Source organism: Micromonospora sp. WMMC264 (assembly GCF_027497275.1).
In the GTDB taxonomy this organism is placed as follows: Bacteria; Actinomycetota; Actinomycetes; order Mycobacteriales; family Micromonosporaceae; genus Micromonospora; species Micromonospora chalcea.
The window spans coordinates 6,525,815-6,543,376 of sequence record NZ_CP114907.1 but is presented as its reverse complement, the minus strand read 5'-3'; the positions used below and the strand labels follow the sequence as shown (position 1 = coordinate 6,543,376).

The window sequence follows — 17,562 nt, the reverse complement described above, 5'->3', positions numbered from 1 at the left end:
GATCAAGCCTGACCGCCCAGAGCGGGCCGGTCGGCCCCCGACCTCACCACTTACACCTCTTCGACCGAGCTCGGCTCGCGCCGGGACAGGTCGATGCCCAGCTCCTCCGCCGCCCGGAACACCTCGTCGTCGGTCTCGCGCATCTCCAGGGCCACACCGTCGCTGGAGAGCACCTCGACGTTGAGGCACAGCGACTGCAGCTCCTTGAGCAGCACCTTGAACGACTCCGGGATGCCCGGCTCGGGGATGTTCTCGCCCTTGACGATCGCCTCGTAGACCTTGACCCGGCCCAGGACGTCGTCGGACTTGATGGTCAGCAGCTCCTGCAGGGCGTAGGCGGCGCCGTACGCCTGCATGGCCCAGCACTCCATCTCACCGAAGCGCTGGCCACCGAACTGCGCCTTACCACCCAGCGGCTGCTGCGTGATCATCGAGTACGGACCGGTCGACCGGGCGTGGATCTTGTCGTCGACCAGGTGGTTGAGCTTCAGGATGTAGACGTAGCCGACCGCGATCGGGTCGGGCAGCGGCTCGCCGGAACGACCGTCGAACAGCTGCGCCTTGCCGCTGCCCCCGATGAGCTGGTTGCCGTCCCGGTTGGGCAGGGTCGACGCCAGCAGACCGGAGATCTCCTCCTCGCGGGCACCGTCGAAGACCGGCGTGGCCACGTTGGTGTCCGGCTCGGACTCGTGCGCGTTGATCGAGCGGAGCTGGCGCTTCCACTCCTCGTCGTCGCCGTCCACGCTCCAGCCGGTCTTGGCCACCCACCCGAGGTGGGTCTCCAGGACCTGGCCGATGTTCATCCGGGACGGCACACCGAGCGGGTTCAGCACGATGTCGACCGGGGTCCCGTCCTCCAGGAACGGCATGTCCTCGATCGGCAGGATCTTGGAGATGACGCCCTTGTTGCCGTGGCGGCCCGCGAGCTTGTCACCGTCCTGGATCTTGCGCTTCTGGGCCACGTAGACCCGGACCAGCTCGTTCACGCCCGGGGGCAGCTCGTCGCCGTCCTCGCGGGAGAAGGTACGCACACCGATGACCGTGCCGGTCTCGCCGTGCGGCACCTTCAGCGAGGTGTCCCGGACCTCGCGCGCCTTCTCGCCGAAGATCGCGCGGAGCAGCCGCTCCTCGGGGGTCAGCTCGGTCTCACCCTTCGGGGTGACCTTGCCGACCAGGATGTCGCCGGGGACGACCTCGGCGCCGATCCGGATGATGCCGCGCTCGTCGAGGTCGGCGAGCATCTCCTCGCTGACGTTCGGGATGTCGCGGGTGATCTCCTCCGGGCCGAGCTTGGTGTCCCGGGCGTCGACCTCGTGCTCCTCGATGTGGATCGAGGTGAGCACGTCCTGCTGCACGAGGCGCTGCGACAGGATGATCGCGTCCTCGTAGTTGTGGCCCTCCCAGCACATGAACGCCACCAGCAGGTTGCGTCCGAGCGCCATCTCGCCCTCGTCGGTGCACGGACCGTCGGCGATGACCTGACCGGCCTCGACGCGGTCGCCCTCGAAGACGACCGGCTTCTGGTTGACGCAGGAGCCGGCGTTGGAGCGGCGGAACTTGTGCAGCAGGTACGTCCGGCGGTGGCCGTCGTCCTGGTGGACCGTGATGTAGTCCGCGCAGAGGTCCTCGACCACACCGCCGACCTCGGCGACGACCACGTCACCGGCGTCGACCGCGGCACGGTACTCCATGCCCGTACCGACGAGCGGGGCCTCGGCCTTGACCAGCGGCACCGCCTGACGCTGCATGTTCGCGCCCATGAGCGCGCGGTTGGCGTCGTCGTGCTCCAGGAACGGGATCATCGCGGTGGCGACCGAGGTCATCTGCCGCGGCGACACGTCCATGTAGTCCACGGCGCCCGGCGCGACGTCCTCGGTCTCGCCGCCCTTACGACGGACCAGGACGCGGTCCTCGGCGAAGGTGCCGTCCGACTTCAGCGGGGCGTTGGCCTGCGCCTTGACGAACCGGTCCTCCTCGTCCGCGGTCAGGTAGTCGATCTGGTCGGTGACCCGGCCGTCGATGACCTTCCGGTACGGCGTCTCGATGAAGCCGAACGGGTTGACCCGGGCGAACGTGGAGAGCGCGCCGATCAGGCCGATGTTCGGGCCTTCCGGCGTCTCGATCGGGCACATCCGGCCGTAGTGGGACGGGTGCACGTCCCGGACCTCGAAGCCGGCCCGCTCACGGGACAGACCACCAGGGCCGAGCGCGCTCAGCCGGCGCCGGTGGGTCAGGCCCGCCAGCGGGTTGGTCTGGTCCATGAACTGGGACAGCTGCGACGTGCCGAAGAACTCCTTGATCGCCGCCACCACCGGGCGGATGTTGATCAGGGTCTGCGGCGTGATCGCCTCGACGTCCTGGGTGGTCATCCGCTCGCGGACGACCCGCTCCATCCGGGAGAGACCCACCCGGACCTGGTTCTGGATCAGCTCGCCCACGGTACGCAGGCGACGGTTGCCGAAGTGGTCGATGTCGTCGGCCTCGTAGCCCTCCTCACCGGCGTGCAGCCGGCAGAGGTATTCCACGGTGGCGACGATGTCGTCCTCGGTGAGCGTGCCGGTGGTGATCGGCACGTCCAGCTCGAGCTTCTTGTTGAACTTGTAGCGCCCGACCTTGGCGACGTCGTACCGCTTCGGGTTGAAGAAGAGGTTGTCGAGCAGGGTCTGGGCGTTCTCACGGGTCGGCGGCTCGCCGGGGCGGAGCTTCCGGTAGATGTCGAGCAGGGCCTCGTCCTGGCCGGCGATGTGGTCCTTCTCGAGCGTGGTCATCATGAGCTCGGACCAGCCGAACTTCTCACGGATGCGCTCGGCGGACCACCCGATGGCCTTGAGCAGGACGGTGACGGCCTGGCGGCGCTTGCGGTCGATGCGAACGCCGACCGTGTCGCGCTTGTCGATGTCGAACTCCAGCCAGGCACCCCGGCTCGGGATGACCTTGACGCTGGAGAGGTCGCGGTCGGAGGTCTTGTCCGGCTGCTTGTCGAAGTACACGCCCGGCGAGCGGACGAGCTGGCTGACCACGACGCGCTCGGTGCCGTTGATGATGAAGGTGCCCTTCGGCGTCATCATCGGGAAGTCACCCATGAACACGGTCTGGCTCTTGATCTCGCCAGTGGTGTTGTTGGTGAACTCCGCGGTCACGAACAGCGGCGCGCAGTAGGTGAGGTCCTTCTCCTTGCACTCCTCGATCGAGGCCTTGACCTCGTCGAAGCGCGGAGCCGAGAAGGAGAGCGACATGGTGCCGGAGAAGTCCTCAATGGGACTGATCTCGTCGAGGATCTCCGCGAGACCCGAGCGTGCGTGCGGGTCGTCCGCCGACCGGCCCTGCCAAGCCTCGTTGCCGACGAGCCAGTCGAAGGACTCGTTCTGGATGGCGAGGAGGTTGGGGACCTCGAGGTGTTCGGTGATCCGACCGAAAGAAACTCGGCGGGGCGCGAATGCGCTCGACGTACGACTGGTCTTCGCAGGGCGGGAAGCTGCCAAGATGCGTCCTTCCGAGGACCGGTGCTGCAGAACGGCTGGTACGCGTGCACTCCAATGACCCCACCAGAATTATCCGTAAACGGACATTTCCGAGCAGGGGTCAAGTCGGAAGGCAGCGCAAACTAGCAGTGTAGCCGAGAGGCTAACCGCTGTCCAGCCCACCCCGCAGGTCGTCGCGGAACAAGCCCTGGGACCTCGGAAAACCGGGTCGTCCGGGCCGCTCGGAACGCGACGCTCCTGCCGGTCCGCTCGGGTGCCGCGGCGGCGGTGCTGCCGTTGCCATTACCCGAGTGGCGGCCGTTGCAAGCGCGGAAAGTCTTGCTGATGTCAGCGTGCCTGGCAGGCCGGTGCCGCGTCAAGGGCCGGTTACCGGTCGGGGTGTCTTTCCCACCGACGGGCTACCGACAGACGCCACTGACCAGCCGGCACACGGGCCGTCGTACGCCCTGCTCACACCGCTGCCGTCCGGGACCACCAACACGGCGGGCGGCGATCCGATTCCGGATCACCGCCCGCCGCGACGCGGTGTGCCCCGGCTCACGTGAGCCGGACGCGCGTCAGGTGGAGCAAGGTCACTTCATGGTGACCTTGGCGCCCTCGCCCTCGAGCTTGGCCTTGGCCTTCTCGGCGGTCTCCTTGTTGACCTTCTCCAGGACGGCCTTCGGCGCGGCCTCGACCAGGTCCTTGGCCTCCTTGAGGCCCAGGCCGGTCAGCTCACGCACGACCTTGATGACCTGGATCTTCTTGCCACCGTCGGCGTCGAGGATGACGTCGAACTCGTCCTTCTCCTCCTCGGCCGGGGCGGCAGCGCCGCCGGCGGCCGGGGCGCCCGCGGCCACGGCGACCGGAGCGGCGGCGGTGACCTCGAAGGTCTCCTCGAACTGCTTCACGAACTCGGAGAGCTCGATCAGCGTCATCTCCTTGAACGCGTCGAGCAGCTCGTCGGTGCTGAGCTTCGCCATGTCTGGCGTCCTTTCTCGCAATGAAAACTAAGAACGTGGTGCGCCGGGAGGGCCTCAGGCCGCCTCGGCGCCCTCCTGCTCGCGCTTCTTGTCCGCCAGGGCGGCCGCCGCGCGGGCGGCCTTGGAGAGCGGCGCCTGGAACAGGGCCGCGGCCTTGCTCAGGTTGCCCTTCATCGCGCCGGCCAGCTTGGCCAGCAGCACCTCGCGGGACTCCAGGTCGGCGAGCTTCGTGACCTCGGCCGCGGAAATGGCCTTGCCCTCGAAGACACCGCCCTTGATGACGAGCTTCGGGTTGGCCTTCGCGAAGTCGCGAAGCCCCTTCGCCGCCTCGACGACGTCGCCCGAAACGAAAGTCAGCGCGGTAGGACCGGAGAACAGCTCGTCGAGGCCGGAGATGCCCGCATCGGCCGCGGCACGCTTGGCAAGCGTGTTCTTCGCGACCGTGTAGCTGGTCTCCTTGCCGAGCGAGCGCCGCAGCTGGGTGAGCTGCGAAACCGTGAGCCCGCGGTACTCGGTGAGCACGGTCGCCCCCGCGTTGCGGAAGCTCTCGGTCAGCTCGGCGACGGCCGTGGCCTTGTCGGCCCGGATCGGCTTGTCCGCCATGTCCCTCCTCTCTCGTTGCTCGGAGCTGGTACGCCGGCGACGAGCCAAGGCTCGACGGCGGCGGCGGAGGCATCACGACAACGAAAAAGCCCCGGCGCAGGGCGCACGGGGCGAGGGCCGGCGGCACGGGCACAGTCGGCGGACCATGCATGACACCGATTTCGCTTACCGCCCTGCGCGGGTCGCCCGTCGTCGCGGGACCTTCGACCGTGCCGGGGCACGGTGACCAGCGGTCTTTGGGTGGAACTACCGCACCAGGTTACGCGACCGGGACCGCAGCGCCAAATCGCGCCCCGGTGCTCCCGGTCACCGCGCCTCAGGCCCGGGTGCGGCGGGCCCAGGCGTAGCCGGTGAGCGCCACCGCCGCCCAGAGCGCCGCCCAGCCGGTGAGCAGCAGGCCGGCACCGGTGGCGACCGGCCCGGTGACCTCCCGCGCGGTCGCCATGACCGGTGGGGCCAGCCACGGCGCGACCGAGCCGGAGAGCCCCAGCACCACCACCCCGACCGCGCCGGTCACCAGCACCGCCACCCCGTAGCCGGCGCTGCGGGTCACGGCCCGGCTGGCCAGCGCGCCGAGCGCCACCGCCGCGGGCAGGGCGAGCAGGTGCGCCCAGAGCCCGAGCGCCACCCCCACGAGCACCGGCCGCTCCCCCGGCGCGACGGCCGCGGTCACCCCGCCGAGCGGCCACGGCAGCGCCAGCGCGACCACCACCACGGCGAGCCCGGCCACCAGCGCGGCGAGCAGCCCGGCCGCCCACTCCCGGCCCGGCCCGACCACCACCCGGGCCAGCCGGCGCTGCACGTCGGGCTCGACGTCCAGCAGGATCTTGGTCTGCCAGGCCAGCACCGGGAACAGGACCACGGCGGAGACGCCGTAGGCCTCCGCCGGGCGGGCCCGGCCGCCGCCGTGGAGGACGGCCAGGACGAGCAGGCCGGCCAGCACCGGCGCCAGCGCCCGTCCGGTACGCAGGAAGCCGGCCAGCCGCAGCCGGACCAGCGCGATCACCGGGCCACCTCCGGCGCCGGCCCGGGGCGGCCCGAGTCCCCGGCCCCGGCGTCAACGTGGCCCCCCGGGCCGGATAGCGCGTCCGCATCCGGGCAGTCGTCATCGGCGGACGGGCCGACGGAGGCCGGCACCGGGTGCGTGGCCGGAGGCGGGACGGCGTGGTCGCGTACCCGAAGGATCTGGTGGCCGTCGGCGCGCAGGCGGGCGACGGCGGCGGCCAGCCCGGCGGCCGGCACCGCCAGCTCGACCACGGCGACGGCAGCGCCGCCCGACGGCGCCTGCTCGGTCACCGTGCCGTCGGTGACCGACCAGTGCCGGGCACCGGGCAGCCGGACGGTCTCGCCCCGGTGGTCGCTCACGAGTACGGCGCCACCGGCGGCCAGCACCTCGCCGATGATCTCGGGGACCGCCTCGCGGGCGGCGGCGTCCAGCCCCTCCCAGGGCTCGTCGAGCACCAGCAGGCCGGGCGGGCGCAGCAGCGCCTGCGCCAGGCCGACCTTCTGCGCGGTGCCCTTGGACAGCCGGGGCAGACGGACGTCGTGGAACCGGGCCAGGCCGAGGCGCTCGACCCAGTGGCGCACCGCCCGGTCGGCGGCGGGACCGGACAGGCCGGCGACGCGGCCCATGGCGGTCAGGTAGGCCCCGACGGTGAACGGCTGGTCGGCGGGGAAGCGCTCCGGCACCCAGCCGACCACCCGCGGCCGGTCGGCGACGCGGCCCCGGGACGGACGCAGCACCCCGGCGGTGAGCTGCAGCAACGTGGACTTTCCGGCCCCGTTGCGGCCGAGCACCACGGCGACCTCACCCGGGCCGACGGCGACGTCGACCTGCCGCAGGACCCAGGGGCCGTGCCGGTGGTAGCGGAACCACAGGCCGTCGAGCCGCATGCGCCGAGACTGCCACACCGGACAGACGAACGGGGCCCCGCCACGACCTGGTGGCGGAGCCCCGTCCGGGACGTGCTGGTTGCTCAGGCCTCGGTCGAGGCCTCCTGCAGGTTCTTCACGACCTTCGGGTCGACCGGGACGCCCGGGCCCATGGTGGTGGTGAGGGTGATCTTCTTGAGGTACGTGCCCTTGGCCGCGGACGGCTTGGCGCGCAGCACCTCGTCCAGCACCGCGGCGTAGTTGTCGACCAGCTGGGCCTCGGAGAAGGAGGCCTTGCCGATGATCAGGTGCAGGTTGGAGTGCTTGTCCACCCGGAAGGTGATCTTACCGCCCTTGATGTCCGAGACGGCCTTGGTGACGTCCATGGTCACGGTGCCGGTCTTCGGGTTCGGCATCAGACCGCGCGGGCCCAGGATCCGCGCGATCCGGCCGATCTTGGCCATCTGGTCGGGCGTGGCGATCGCCGCGTCGAAGTCCAGCCAACCGCCCTGGATGCGGGCGACCAGCTCGTCGGTGCCCACCTCGTCAGCACCCGCGGCGACGGCCTCCTCGGCCTTCGCGCCGGCGGCGAAGACGATCACGCGGGCGGTCTTACCGGTGCCGTGCGGCAGGTTGACCGTGCCGCGGACCATCTGGTCCGCCTTGCGGGGGTCGACGCCGAGGCGCATCGCGACCTCGACCGTGGCGTCGAACTTGGTGTTGGTGGTGTCCTTGGCCAGCTTGACGGCCTCGACCGGGGTGTAGAGCTTCGACCGGTCGATGACCTCGGCGGCCTTGCGGTAGCTCTTGCTGCGCTGCATTTCTGGTGACTCCTGTGGTCTCTGGCGGGCGCGCGGCGTGCGCGGCCCTCCCACGAACAGAAAGATCGGGTGGAGCGGTGGAGCGAGATCAGTCGGCGACGGTCAGGCCCATCGACCGGGCGGTGCCGGCGATGATCTTCTCGGCCTGGTCGATGTCGTTGGCGTTGAGGTCCGCCATCTTCTTCTCGGCGATCTCGCGCAGCTGGGCGCGGGTGACCGAGCCGACCTTCTCCTTGTGCGGGACGCCCGAGCCCTTCTGCACACCGGCGGCCTTGATCAGCAGCCGGGCGGCGGGCGGGGTCTTCAGCACGAAGGTGAACGTGCGGTCCTCGTAGACGCTGATCTCGGCGGGGACGATGTCGCCCCGCTGGGACTCGGTCTGCGCGTTGTAGGACTTGCAGAACTCCATGATGTTCACGCCGTGCTGGCCGAGCGCGGGGCCGACCGGCGGCGCCGGGGTGGCCTGGCCCGCCGGCAGCTGAAGCGTGAACGTCTTGACGAGCTTCTTCTTCGGAGGCATGTCTCTTCCTGGGGCTTGAAACTGGGATTCTCGCCGGTCCGCGGGCGCGCACGGTCAGCGCGGTGCGGACAGCCGACGTTCTAGGGTAGCGCAGCCGTCGGCCACCCTCCGCGCCGAGGTCGGTGGGTGGCGAAACGGCGCACCGGCGGCCACCCCGGAAGGGGCGGGCCGCCGGTGCCGACGTACGTCAGATCTTGGCGACCTGGTTGAAGTTCAGCTCGACCGGCGTCTCCCGGCCGAAGATCGACACCAGCACCTTGAGCTTCTGCTGGTCGGCGTTGATCTCGCTGATCGTCGCCGGCAGCGACGCGAACGCGCCGTCGGTGACGGTGACCGAGTCGCCGACCTCGAAGTCGAGGACCTTGACCTCGGGCTTGGCCTTCTTCTGCTCGGTCTCGACCGCCGGGGCCAGCCACTTGAGCACCTCGTCGAGGCTCAGCGGCGCCGGCCGGTCGGCCCGGTCGGTCGCGCCGACGAAGCCGGTGACCCCCGGGGTGTTCCGGACGCAGGAGTAGGACTCGGCGGTCAGCTCCATCCGGACCAGGATGTAGCCCGGGAAGACCTTCGCCTGGACCTGCGACCGCTTGCCGTTCTTGACCTCGACCTCTTCCCGGGTCGGCACCTCGACCTGGTAGATGAAGTCCTCCATGTCGAGGGAGGTGATCCGGGTCTCGAGGTTGGTCTTGACCTTGTTCTCGTAGCCGGCGTACGAGTGCACCACGTACCAGTCGCCGGGCGCGTAGCGCAGCTTCTGGCGCAGCTCGGCGACCGGGTCGAAGTCCTCGTCCGGGGCCGGCTCGGTGGTCGGGAACTCCGGCTCGCTGGCGGCCTCGACCGACTCGTTGTTGGCCGCCGTCGCCACCGTGGACTGGTCGTCCGGGGTTCCGGCGGTCTCGTCGTACTCAGGCACGCTCGCTCACTTCCGTCAGTATCGCTGTCCGCAGGTCAGCTCGGCTCGCCGAAGACCCACAGCACCGCCTTGGCGAAGCCGTAGTCCAGGCCGGCCACGATCGCCAGCATCACCGCGACGAAGGTGACCACCACGGCCGTGTAGGTCAGCAGCTCCTTGCGGGTCGGCCAGATGACCTTACGCAGCTCTGCCACGACCTCGCGGAAGAACCGCGCGATGCGGGCGAACAGCCCGATCCGCTCGGTGTCCTTGCGGGTCTTCCGGCCCTCGGCCGGCTCGGCCTGCGCCCGCTTACGGGTCGCGGTGCCGCCCCGGGAGACCGGCTCGTCCGCGTCGGTGGCGTCGTCGTCGGCCACGTCGTCGTCGGCCACGCCGTCGACGGTCGCGTCGTCGTTCAGACGCTCGTCGCCGTCGTCCTCGCCGCGGCGCTTGCTCTTGGCCACTTCGCCCTCCGTGCGGGATATGGGGTCGCACGCCGGGCGGCGTGCGCGGCGTGTTGGTCACGCCGGCCGGACCAACCGTCCCGCGACGGGCCGCGGCCGGCGGACCGGCCGGGAGGGCCCGAGCGCCTCGGAACCACCCCACCGGTGCCACCACCACGGGCCGGACGCCGCCGGTGAGGGCGACGCGACCCACGGAACGGTCAGGCCTGAGGCGCAGGGGTGACAGGACTTGAACCTGCAGCCTGCGGTTTTGGAGACCGCTGCTCTGCCAATTGAGCTACACCCCTGTGCGGCAACTCACCTCCACCCGGACACACTGTGCCGAGCGGGGGTCACTTGCCCCACGGCGGACCAGTGTACGGGTAGTCGTGCGACTTTCCCAACCGGTCTGCCCCTCGCGCGTCGGGCGGACCCTCAGCGCGTCGTGCGGATCAGTGCCCGGGCCTGCGACAGCACCTTCTCGCCCTGGCAGGTGGCGGTGATGTCGAGCCTGGTCAGACCGTCTTCGGTGACCTCCTTGACCACCGCCGACACCTCGATCTCGGTGCCCTCGTCGGTGTCCGGGACGACCACCGGCCGGGTGAACCGGACGCCGAAGTCGACCACCGCGTCCGGCGCGCCGGCCCAGCCGGTCACCGCGCGGCCGACCAGGGCCATGGTGAACATGCCGTGGGCGATGACGCCCGGCAGCCCCACGTCGGTGGCGACGCGGTCGCTCCAGTGGATCCGGTTGAAGTCGCCCGAGGCGCCCGCGTAGCGGACCAGGTCCGCGCGGGTCACCCGGTACGTCTGGGTGGGCAGCTCCATGTCCTCAGGCCTCCCCGCGTACGACGATCTTGGACCAGACGGCGACCACCGGCTCACCGTCCACAGTGCTCACATCGGTGCGGGTGGTCAGGAAGCCGTGCCCGCCCCGGGTGGTGACCTCCTCGATGGTGCTCACGCACACCAGCTCGTCGCCGGCCACCACCGGCCGGGTGTACGCGAACCGCTGGTCGCCGTGCACCACGCGGCTGTAGTCGACGCCGAGCGCCGGATCCTCGACGATCTGCCGGCTCGCCGCCATCGTGACGAGCACCGGGAACGTCGGCGGGGCCACCACGTCGGCGTGGCCGAGCGAGCGGGCCGCCTCCGGATCGTGGTGGGCCGGGTCGGTCGCGCCGATGGCGGTGGCGAACTCGCGGATCTTTTCTCGGCCCACCTGGTAGGGGGCGGTCGGCGGGTACGTCCGGCCGACGAAGGACGGGTCCAGGGACATGCCGCCGAACCTACACGGAAAACACGAACGCCGATCCACCCGGTCAGGCGGCCCGGAGGCCACCCGTCAGGTGGATCGGCGTACGCGAAGCTGGTGCCGACCGGCTGCGCCGGTAGCGATCAGCGGGTCTCGCGGTGAACGGTGTGCTTGCCGTCCCGGGGGCAGAACTTCTTCAGCTCGATGCGGTCCGGGTCGTTACGGCGGTTCTTGCGCGTGATGTAGTTGCGCTCCTTGCACTCCACACACGCCAAAGTGATCTTCGGCCGAACATCGGTCGCCTTCGCCACGGCGGAGTGCCTTCCTCGCTCACGGAACAACTACGGCGTGTCAGCCTACGCGCTGACAACGCGGACATGCAAAGTGGGCGCCTGTGGCGCCCGTCCCACCGACCACCGGGTGTACCCGGAGGACGAGAGTAGCGGTGGCCGGACTTGAACCGGCGACACAGCGATTATGAGCCGCTTGCTCTGCCATCTGAGCTACACCGCCGTGGCGGGTCCAGCCGGACCCTCTGAGCCCCCTTACGGAATCGAACCGTAGACCTTCTCCTTACCATGGAGACGCTCTGCCGACTGAGCTAAGGGGGCCTGCCCGATCACCCCGGGGGGTGTCGCGCAGGGGAAACAGTACACGACCGCGTCGCCGAGGTGAAATCGGATCCCCCAGGTACGTGTCGGCCCTGCTCAGGGCACCACACGCAGCCGCGGCAGCTCCCCCGTGGCCACCGTCTCCGGGTCGACCTGGGCACCGAACCAGGCCTCCAGACGCTCGTACGGCAGGGGGCGGCTGAACAGGAAGCCCTGGCCGATCTCGCAGCCGATGTCCTGCAGGAGCTCCAGCATCAGCTCGCTCTCCACGCCCTCGGCCACCACCGCCAGGCCGAACTGCTGGGAGAGCGTCACCACCGCGTTCACGATCGCCAGATCACCCGGATCGGTCGCCATGCCCTGCACGAACGACCGGTCCACCTTCACCTCGTGCACCGGCAGCCGGCGCAGCTGGGCCAGGGAGGAGTTGCCGGTGCCGAAGTCGTCCACCGAGAGTCGGACACCGAGGTCACGGAGGCTGCGCAGGGTCGGGATGGGACGTTCCGCGCCGTCCAGCACACCGGCCTCGGTGACCTCCAGGGTCAGCCGCTGCGGTGGCACGCCGTACTCGGCCAGCAGATCGCGTACCAGCGCCGGGAAGTGCTGGTCGGTGAGCGTACGCGCGGCGAGGTTGACCGCGACGGAGAGCGGCTGCTCGCCGTGGCTCCAGTCGCGGCTGCGCCGCAGGCTCTCCCGGAGCACGAACTCGGTGAGCCGGCCGAGCTGGCCGGTGTGCTCGGCCACCGCCACGAAGTCGTCCGGCGAGACCGTGCCGTGCGCCGGGTGCTCCCACCGGGCCAGGCACTCCACGCCCACCAGGCGGCGGTCCCGCAGCGTGACCTTGGGCTGGAAGTAGACCTCCAGCTTGCCCTCGTCCAGCGCCCGTTGCAGGTCGCCGGCGAGGCCGAGCCGGCGCAGCGACCGCGACTCCAGCGCCGGGCTGTAGAGCTGCACACTGCCCGGGACCGACTTGGCGGCGCTGGCCGCCAGGTCGACGCGCTGCAACAGCGCCACCGCGTCGCTGCCGTGGTCGGGGTGGACCGCCACGCCGACCACCGTGTCCACGTCCACGGTGAGCGCGTCGAAAACCATCTCGTCGCGGATCTGCTCCCGGAGCTGGGCCGCCAGTTCCAGGGCCGCCTCGGTGCTCTCCAGCCGGAGCGTCACCAGGAACTCGTCCCCACCGGCGCGGCCGACCAGCGCCGAGGAGGGCGCGCAGGCGCGCAGCCGCTCGGCCACCTCGACGAGCACCTTGTCCCCGGCGGCGTGGCCGAGCGACTCGTTGACCTGGCGGAGCCGGTCGACGTCGAAGAGGAGCAACGCGACCACCTCGCCCGGCGCGCCGATCTTCACCGCCTCGGCCACCGCCGCGGTCAGCCGGCGCCGGTTGGGCAGCTTGGTGAGCGTGTCGTGGTCGGCGTCGTGCCGCAGCCGGTCGACCAGGCGAGAGTTCTCCAGGGCGACAGCGGCGTGCGCCGCCACCGTCTCCAGGACCGCGACGTCGCGCGCGGTGAAGTGCGAGGGGTCGACCAGCCGGTTGGTCACCTCGAGCGTCCCGATCACCACCCGGCCCGAGCGCAACGGGACGATGATCGTGTCCTTGACGCCCTGTTCGGCCAGGCTGGCCCGGAACTCCGGATCGCTGCACACGCCCCGGCCGACGGTGACCGGGCGGGCCTTCTGCATCGCCCGCTGGCGCAGCTCCACCCCGGTCGGGGCGGTGTCCAGCAGGCCGGGGTCATCGACCCGCGCGGTGAGCAGGGTCTCCGGGTGCCGGCCCTGGGCGGGCAGCCACAACGTCGCGTACTCCGCCTGCATCAGACCCCGGACGCGGCCCAGCAGGGCGTCCGCGAGCGTGCCGTCCTGGCCGCTGGCCGAGATCGCCCGGCTCAGCTCGTACATGCCGCTGAGCGTGCGGTGCTGCTGGAAGAACTCGGTGTACGACCGGTAGACCGCCACCAGCCCCGCGGCCAGCGCGGCCAACGGCACCAGGGACCACCAGGACTGCTCCAGCAGCATCAGGACGATCAGGCCGGCCGACACGTTGATGCCGTTGGTCAGCACGCCCGAACGCAGCGCCCGGAACGTCTCCCGGCCGGCGTGCCACCCGATGAGCAGGGTCTGGACCGCGGCGATCGAGGTGAGGCTCACCAGGATCACCATCGCCACCGCGAGGCAGAGGCCCAGCCACGTGGCGGGGCCCACGCCTTCGGTCGGCGGCAGGATGGTCAGCACCAGGGCGCCGACCGAGGTGCCCGCCGCCGCACGCGCGACGTTGAACCAGAGCTTCGGCGCCGACAACCGGTGACGCAGGTGCGTCACGAGCGAGGACAGCGTGTAGATCAGGACGACGGTGAGCGGCGGCAGGAAGTAGAAGGCGAGCACCAGCGGCAGCTCGGTGAGCGTCATACCGAGTGACTGCCGGCGGATGACCACGCCGACGACCGGCCCGCTGGCGACGATCATCAGCGCCAGGAGCAGCACCGCCGGAAGCCACCCGCCGATGGGTGGCTTCGCGATCAATCCGGTGACCGTCGAACAAGCCACCGCTACCAGGGCGAGCGGCGCGGTGATTATCCAGGCGTCCTCGGAGGGTCTGCGCCTCGGGTTGTCTCGCCCGCTCATCCCACTCCCTGTCCGGTGGGTCCCACTCCCGGTCCGGCGGGCAGGACCCACCGGCTTCCGCCCCCGTGGAGGTCAGCCCGGGTCGCTGTCAGACCCAGACGTAGTCGAGGAGGCGGAGGTCGCCCAGGCCGGACTTTGCACTGATTACCGAAACGCCCAAGGCGGCGGAAACGAGGAGGAGCGAGCCAAACAGCCGGCCCAGCCTACGACCAGACATGATTGCTCCTGTCGGGAGAGTTACAACCATCGTGAAGGTTCCACGATCGTGCCACACCCCGCTCACGGGCAAAAGCTGCGCGAGCCCTCGCGCAGGGGCAGTGGCAGGGAAATCATCCGTTCGACAGGCGCGGCTCACCCTCCGGCCCAGCATACCGTCACGATCAGCCCCGCAGCCGCTACGGAAGGCGCGCACAACGACTTCGCGCGTAAACCACGCTTAGCGCCTGATTCACCCGTCAGCCGGCCGGCACCCGGCCGCGGCCACAGTAGATGGCGTCGGCGCTCCCGTCGGCCGCCCTCGGACAGCCTCTACCATCATCGATGCCTGAGGCAAGGTTTCACGCCAGGAGAACCGAGTGAATCATCAGCCGGCCGGTGAGGACGCCCCAGCCCTGGCCGATCGCGAGCCGGTGACAGCACCCTGACTGCCGGCCGGCTACCGCCGCTGCCGGTTCACGCCGGCTTCGTGCCGGTGACGTCGTACTCGAACAGCGCCTTGTTGGAGTTCCGCTTGCGGATGGTCTCCACCTTGACGTCCGAATAGCCGAGTTCGCGCAGCATCACGGCATACCAGGTGTGCGCGGGCACCTCGTGCTTGTAGAAGGTGGAGTTTCCGACGATGTAGGAGACGCTGCCGCCCGGCTTCAGGTGCTTCGTGACGCTCTGGAAGTGCAGCCACATGTCGTGGTGGTACTTGTGAACGTAGCTGGCAAGCAGCGGACCGTTCTTGCCGCCGTCGGCCGCGATCTTCTCGCAGACCACCTTCATCGCCTCGTCGACAGGCGTCCCGACGTCCGGCTTCCACGTGTTGAGCTTGCTCGTGGCGGTGCCCCACGTGCCACCGATGGCGCGCCAGTCGAGCTCGCCGGCGTCGCCGGCCACGTCCAGGTAGCGGAGCCAGTACATGTACGGGCGAAGCTCGCGGATGTAGCTCATCCGATTCACGTACGGCGGTGAGGTCAGTACGAAGTCCGCAGGCTCCAGGCCGTCCAGACCCGTCCGCGAATCCCCCTGCCGGACAACCGCCGTGCCGGCGAGGTCGAAACGGGCGGACTCGATGATCGTCGCCATTTCCGTGGCGTACGTGTCGAGCGCCTTGTCGAGGTCGTCGACCACGAAGAGCGCCTGCTCGGCCGGCGCTTCCTTGAAGGACATCGACTGATGGTTGAACGCCGCGTTGGAGCAGGAGATCAGCGACCGGCAGAGACCGATCTCCAGCAGGTCGCGGATCTGCCCGTCGAAACGGTCGATCTCGTTCCGAAGCGCCTTGAGGGCGTGGAGCGCGCCCGGCGACCACCACTTCTCGATCCTGAACAGGCTCGGCTGCCAGAGATCGGCGTCCTCGTCGTGCGCCCGCGCCCCGTCGAGCACACTCGTCACGGCGTCAGCGAGCGCGAGGAGCGTGTCCTCCGGGTAGTTCGTCGTCTTGACCGTGCCGAGCCAGACCAGGAACGGGTTGATGTCCACCGACTGCCCCCGGTGGCCGAGCTCGGCAGCCGCGAGAGGCGTCGTGCCCGTGCCCGAGAAGGGGTCGGTGACGATGCTGCCGGCCGGCATGTGCGACATGCGATCGCGGACGAGGCGTACGCCGTAGGCGGGCGTGAGGCGCAACCAGCCGTGCCTACCCACACCCATGTTGGCGCGGAACGTCATGTGCTCGTTGCGGCTGTGCGCCGCGCGCTCGACGAGCTCCGTCATGCCGCCTCCAGGAGTCGCCGCAGGACGTGCTCCACGCTGGCGCGCAGGTCGGTGGTGTCCCGCCGGAGGTAGCCGCCAACGTCCCGCAGGAAGCCGAAAGTACTGGACAGGGGGTCATGCCCGCCCACGGCTGGGAAGACACTCCAGTTGCCGGTCAGGTATCGCGAGCAGACCATGTGACCTGGTTCTCGGACAGTCCGAACTCCGCCTTGAGGACCTGGCGGAAGATGCGCTCGCAGCCGACGCCGAACTGCCTGTGGATCGACGTCATGCCGCCCGCGGCTCTGCGCGGCGAACATCAGGGGCGAGGCGACGCCCATTCAGTGAAAGAGCGGGTCAGCGCCGTACAGCGCGGTGAAGCCGGCAAGGTCGACCTCGTCGGCCCCTCCCATCTCGGGAAGGCAATCCGCCGACGTGCGGAGCGGCGCGAGCAGGATCTCGCGGTAGAGCCGGTCCCGCTCCTCAGTGCTCGACGCCATGGGACGGCAGCTTACGGCAAAGCTCAGACACCCCCTCGCACCCACACCAATCAAGCAGTTCCGTCCCATTTGGCGCAGATCCGGCGCTCTGCTCGTCACGAGCGCACTTCAGCAGCGGGGTGGGCCGAGTGAGCTGCTGACTTCTTGCCGGCCGGCCAGGGCTTGCCGGTCCACGGCCCACCATTTGCCCAACGCCCATGGATCCACCCCTGCCACCGTTCCCGGCGCCCAATAACTTCCGCGACACCACCAGCTTGCCGACCGATCATGTGTCGATGACCAGGGAAGAGGCTCTTGCCAACCTTCACGACACCGTCGCCTTCTGGAGCATCGGCTCCGCCACCTCGGTTGACGTGGTCAGGGCCGCCTGCGACTGCCTGGTGGCAGGCGTCGACAGTCCGACCCTCCGGATCCTGGCCGGCGTCTCCCCCGTGAAGGGCAGCGAGGACGACGAGCTGCGCCGCTGGCTGGCTGATGCGTTCGCGGAACTCTCCCTGACCTACTACGGGGAAGAGAGCCGGAAGGCCGAAGAGGAAGTCCTCCGCATCATGGCGCGACGACTGCTCGCCAGGAAGATCGCGCCTCGCGAGCTCACGTCCTGGGTCTCACAGTTCATCACCTACGCCGGGACTCCCCTGGCAGGCGAACTGATCAACCTGGAGAGCGCCTACGAGTACGTCGAGGCCGCCAACGAGGTACACATGCTGGTCAGCACCAAGCCCGAGGATCTCGATGCGGAGGTCATCGCCGAAGCTCGACGACTGGTCGGCGACAGCGGTGCCGGCAGGGACCAGGGTTGAGCCACCACGGATCATCCCCGATCTTGTCGTGGACGTCCTTTCCGTGGCCCGCCCGCAATCAGTCGCAGACGGCTGAACTCAGCCGGACTCGGCCAGACGAACGAGAACGGCCCCCGATCAGCATCTCTGCTGGTCAGGGGCCGTATCTGCACCTGGTGGCGGGTAGAGGATTCGAACCTCTGTAGCTTTCGCGACGGATTTACAGTCCGCTCCCATTGGCCGCTCGGGCAACCCGCCAGGGCACACCACCGCGTCGCAACGCGGCAGCGGAAGCAAGGATAGC

16 protein-coding genes and 4 tRNA genes are annotated in these 17,562 nt (G+C 69.8%); 1 reads left to right on the top strand and 19 read right to left on the bottom strand.

The window, feature by feature from the left end; translation table 11 throughout:
- Nucleotides 1–50: 50 nt before the first annotated feature.
- From O7542_RS29280 to O7542_RS29195, 18 genes are all read right to left on the bottom strand, one after another.
- Nucleotides 51–3,482 (bottom strand): DNA-directed RNA polymerase subunit beta, encoded by a 3,432-nt coding sequence (locus O7542_RS29280; RefSeq protein ID WP_030501613.1) that lies wholly within the window; start codon nt 3,480–3,482, stop codon nt 51–53.
- A gap of 572 nt (nt 3,483–4,054) precedes the next feature.
- Complete coding sequence (rplL, locus tag O7542_RS29275) at nt 4,055–4,444, bottom strand: 50S ribosomal protein L7/L12 (protein WP_043328232.1); 390 nt, start codon at nt 4,442–4,444, stop codon at nt 4,055–4,057.
- A 54-nt stretch (nt 4,445–4,498) separates the two neighbouring features.
- The gene (gene rplJ, locus O7542_RS29270) at nt 4,499–5,047 is read right to left on the bottom strand and encodes a 50S ribosomal protein L10 (protein WP_013288643.1); all 549 of its coding nucleotides are present in this window, start codon (nt 5,045–5,047) and stop codon (nt 4,499–4,501) included.
- Between the two features lie 316 nt (nt 5,048–5,363).
- Entirely contained in the window at nt 5,364–6,053 is a 690-nt protein-coding gene (locus O7542_RS29265) for a hypothetical protein (protein WP_187692538.1), read from the bottom strand.
- Nucleotides 6,050–6,940, bottom strand: coding sequence for an ABC transporter ATP-binding protein (locus tag O7542_RS29260; protein ID WP_281605488.1), 891 nt, complete (start codon nt 6,938–6,940; stop codon nt 6,050–6,052). The genes O7542_RS29265 and O7542_RS29260 overlap by 4 nt, the downstream gene beginning before the upstream one ends.
- 83 nt (nt 6,941–7,023) lie before the next feature.
- A complete protein-coding gene (gene rplA / locus O7542_RS29255) occupies nt 7,024–7,740 on the bottom strand; it encodes a 50S ribosomal protein L1 (protein WP_030501617.1) in 717 nt (238 codons plus the stop codon).
- An 88-nt stretch (nt 7,741–7,828) separates the two neighbouring features.
- Nucleotides 7,829–8,260, bottom strand: a complete 432-nt coding sequence (gene rplK, locus O7542_RS29250; protein ID WP_013288647.1) for a 50S ribosomal protein L11 — start codon at nt 8,258–8,260, stop codon at nt 7,829–7,831.
- 187 nt (nt 8,261–8,447) lie between these two features.
- On the bottom strand, nt 8,448–9,170 hold the full coding sequence (gene nusG, locus O7542_RS29245; protein WP_030501618.1) for a transcription termination/antitermination protein NusG: 723 nt from the start codon (nt 9,168–9,170) through the stop codon (nt 8,448–8,450).
- Between the two features lie 35 nt (nt 9,171–9,205).
- The gene (gene secE / locus O7542_RS29240; protein WP_030501619.1) at nt 9,206–9,613 is read right to left on the bottom strand and encodes a preprotein translocase subunit SecE; all 408 of its coding nucleotides are present in this window, start codon (nt 9,611–9,613) and stop codon (nt 9,206–9,208) included.
- A gap of 214 nt (nt 9,614–9,827) precedes the next feature.
- Nucleotides 9,828–9,900: transfer RNA gene (locus O7542_RS29235), tRNA-Trp, on the bottom strand.
- A gap of 127 nt (nt 9,901–10,027) precedes the next feature.
- The gene (locus O7542_RS29230) at nt 10,028–10,420 is read right to left on the bottom strand and encodes a MaoC family dehydratase (protein WP_030501620.1); all 393 of its coding nucleotides are present in this window, start codon (nt 10,418–10,420) and stop codon (nt 10,028–10,030) included.
- 4 nt (nt 10,421–10,424) lie between these two features.
- Complete coding sequence (locus tag O7542_RS29225; RefSeq protein ID WP_030501621.1) at nt 10,425–10,871, bottom strand: MaoC family dehydratase N-terminal domain-containing protein; 447 nt, start codon at nt 10,869–10,871, stop codon at nt 10,425–10,427.
- A gap of 119 nt (nt 10,872–10,990) precedes the next feature.
- Nucleotides 10,991–11,158 (bottom strand): 50S ribosomal protein L33, encoded by a 168-nt coding sequence (rpmG, locus tag O7542_RS29220; RefSeq protein WP_013288652.1) that lies wholly within the window; start codon nt 11,156–11,158, stop codon nt 10,991–10,993.
- A 129-nt stretch (nt 11,159–11,287) separates the two neighbouring features.
- Nucleotides 11,288–11,360, bottom strand: a tRNA-Met gene (locus O7542_RS29215).
- A gap of 25 nt (nt 11,361–11,385) precedes the next feature.
- Nucleotides 11,386–11,458: transfer RNA gene (locus O7542_RS29210), tRNA-Thr, on the bottom strand.
- 96 nt (nt 11,459–11,554) lie between these two features.
- Nucleotides 11,555–14,083 carry an EAL domain-containing protein gene (locus O7542_RS29205; RefSeq protein ID WP_030501622.1) on the bottom strand — a complete coding sequence of 843 codons (2,529 nt, stop codon included), beginning with the start codon at nt 14,081–14,083 and terminating at the stop codon, nt 11,555–11,557.
- Between the two features lie 672 nt (nt 14,084–14,755).
- The gene (locus O7542_RS29200; protein ID WP_281605487.1) at nt 14,756–16,000 is read right to left on the bottom strand and encodes a DNA methyltransferase; all 1,245 of its coding nucleotides are present in this window, start codon (nt 15,998–16,000) and stop codon (nt 14,756–14,758) included.
- 320 nt (nt 16,001–16,320) lie between these two features.
- Nucleotides 16,321–16,479, bottom strand: a complete 159-nt coding sequence (locus O7542_RS29195; RefSeq protein ID WP_166456966.1) for a hypothetical protein — start codon at nt 16,477–16,479, stop codon at nt 16,321–16,323.
- A gap of 197 nt (nt 16,480–16,676) precedes the next feature.
- On the opposite strand from O7542_RS29195, the gene O7542_RS29190 reads away from it, so the two are divergent.
- The gene (locus O7542_RS29190) at nt 16,677–17,279 is read left to right on the top strand and encodes a hypothetical protein (protein WP_281605486.1); all 603 of its coding nucleotides are present in this window, start codon (nt 16,677–16,679) and stop codon (nt 17,277–17,279) included.
- A gap of 153 nt (nt 17,280–17,432) precedes the next feature.
- Here O7542_RS29190 and O7542_RS29185 read toward each other — a convergent pair.
- A tRNA-Tyr gene (locus O7542_RS29185) sits at nt 17,433–17,516 on the bottom strand.
- Nucleotides 17,517–17,562 lie beyond the last annotated feature (46 nt).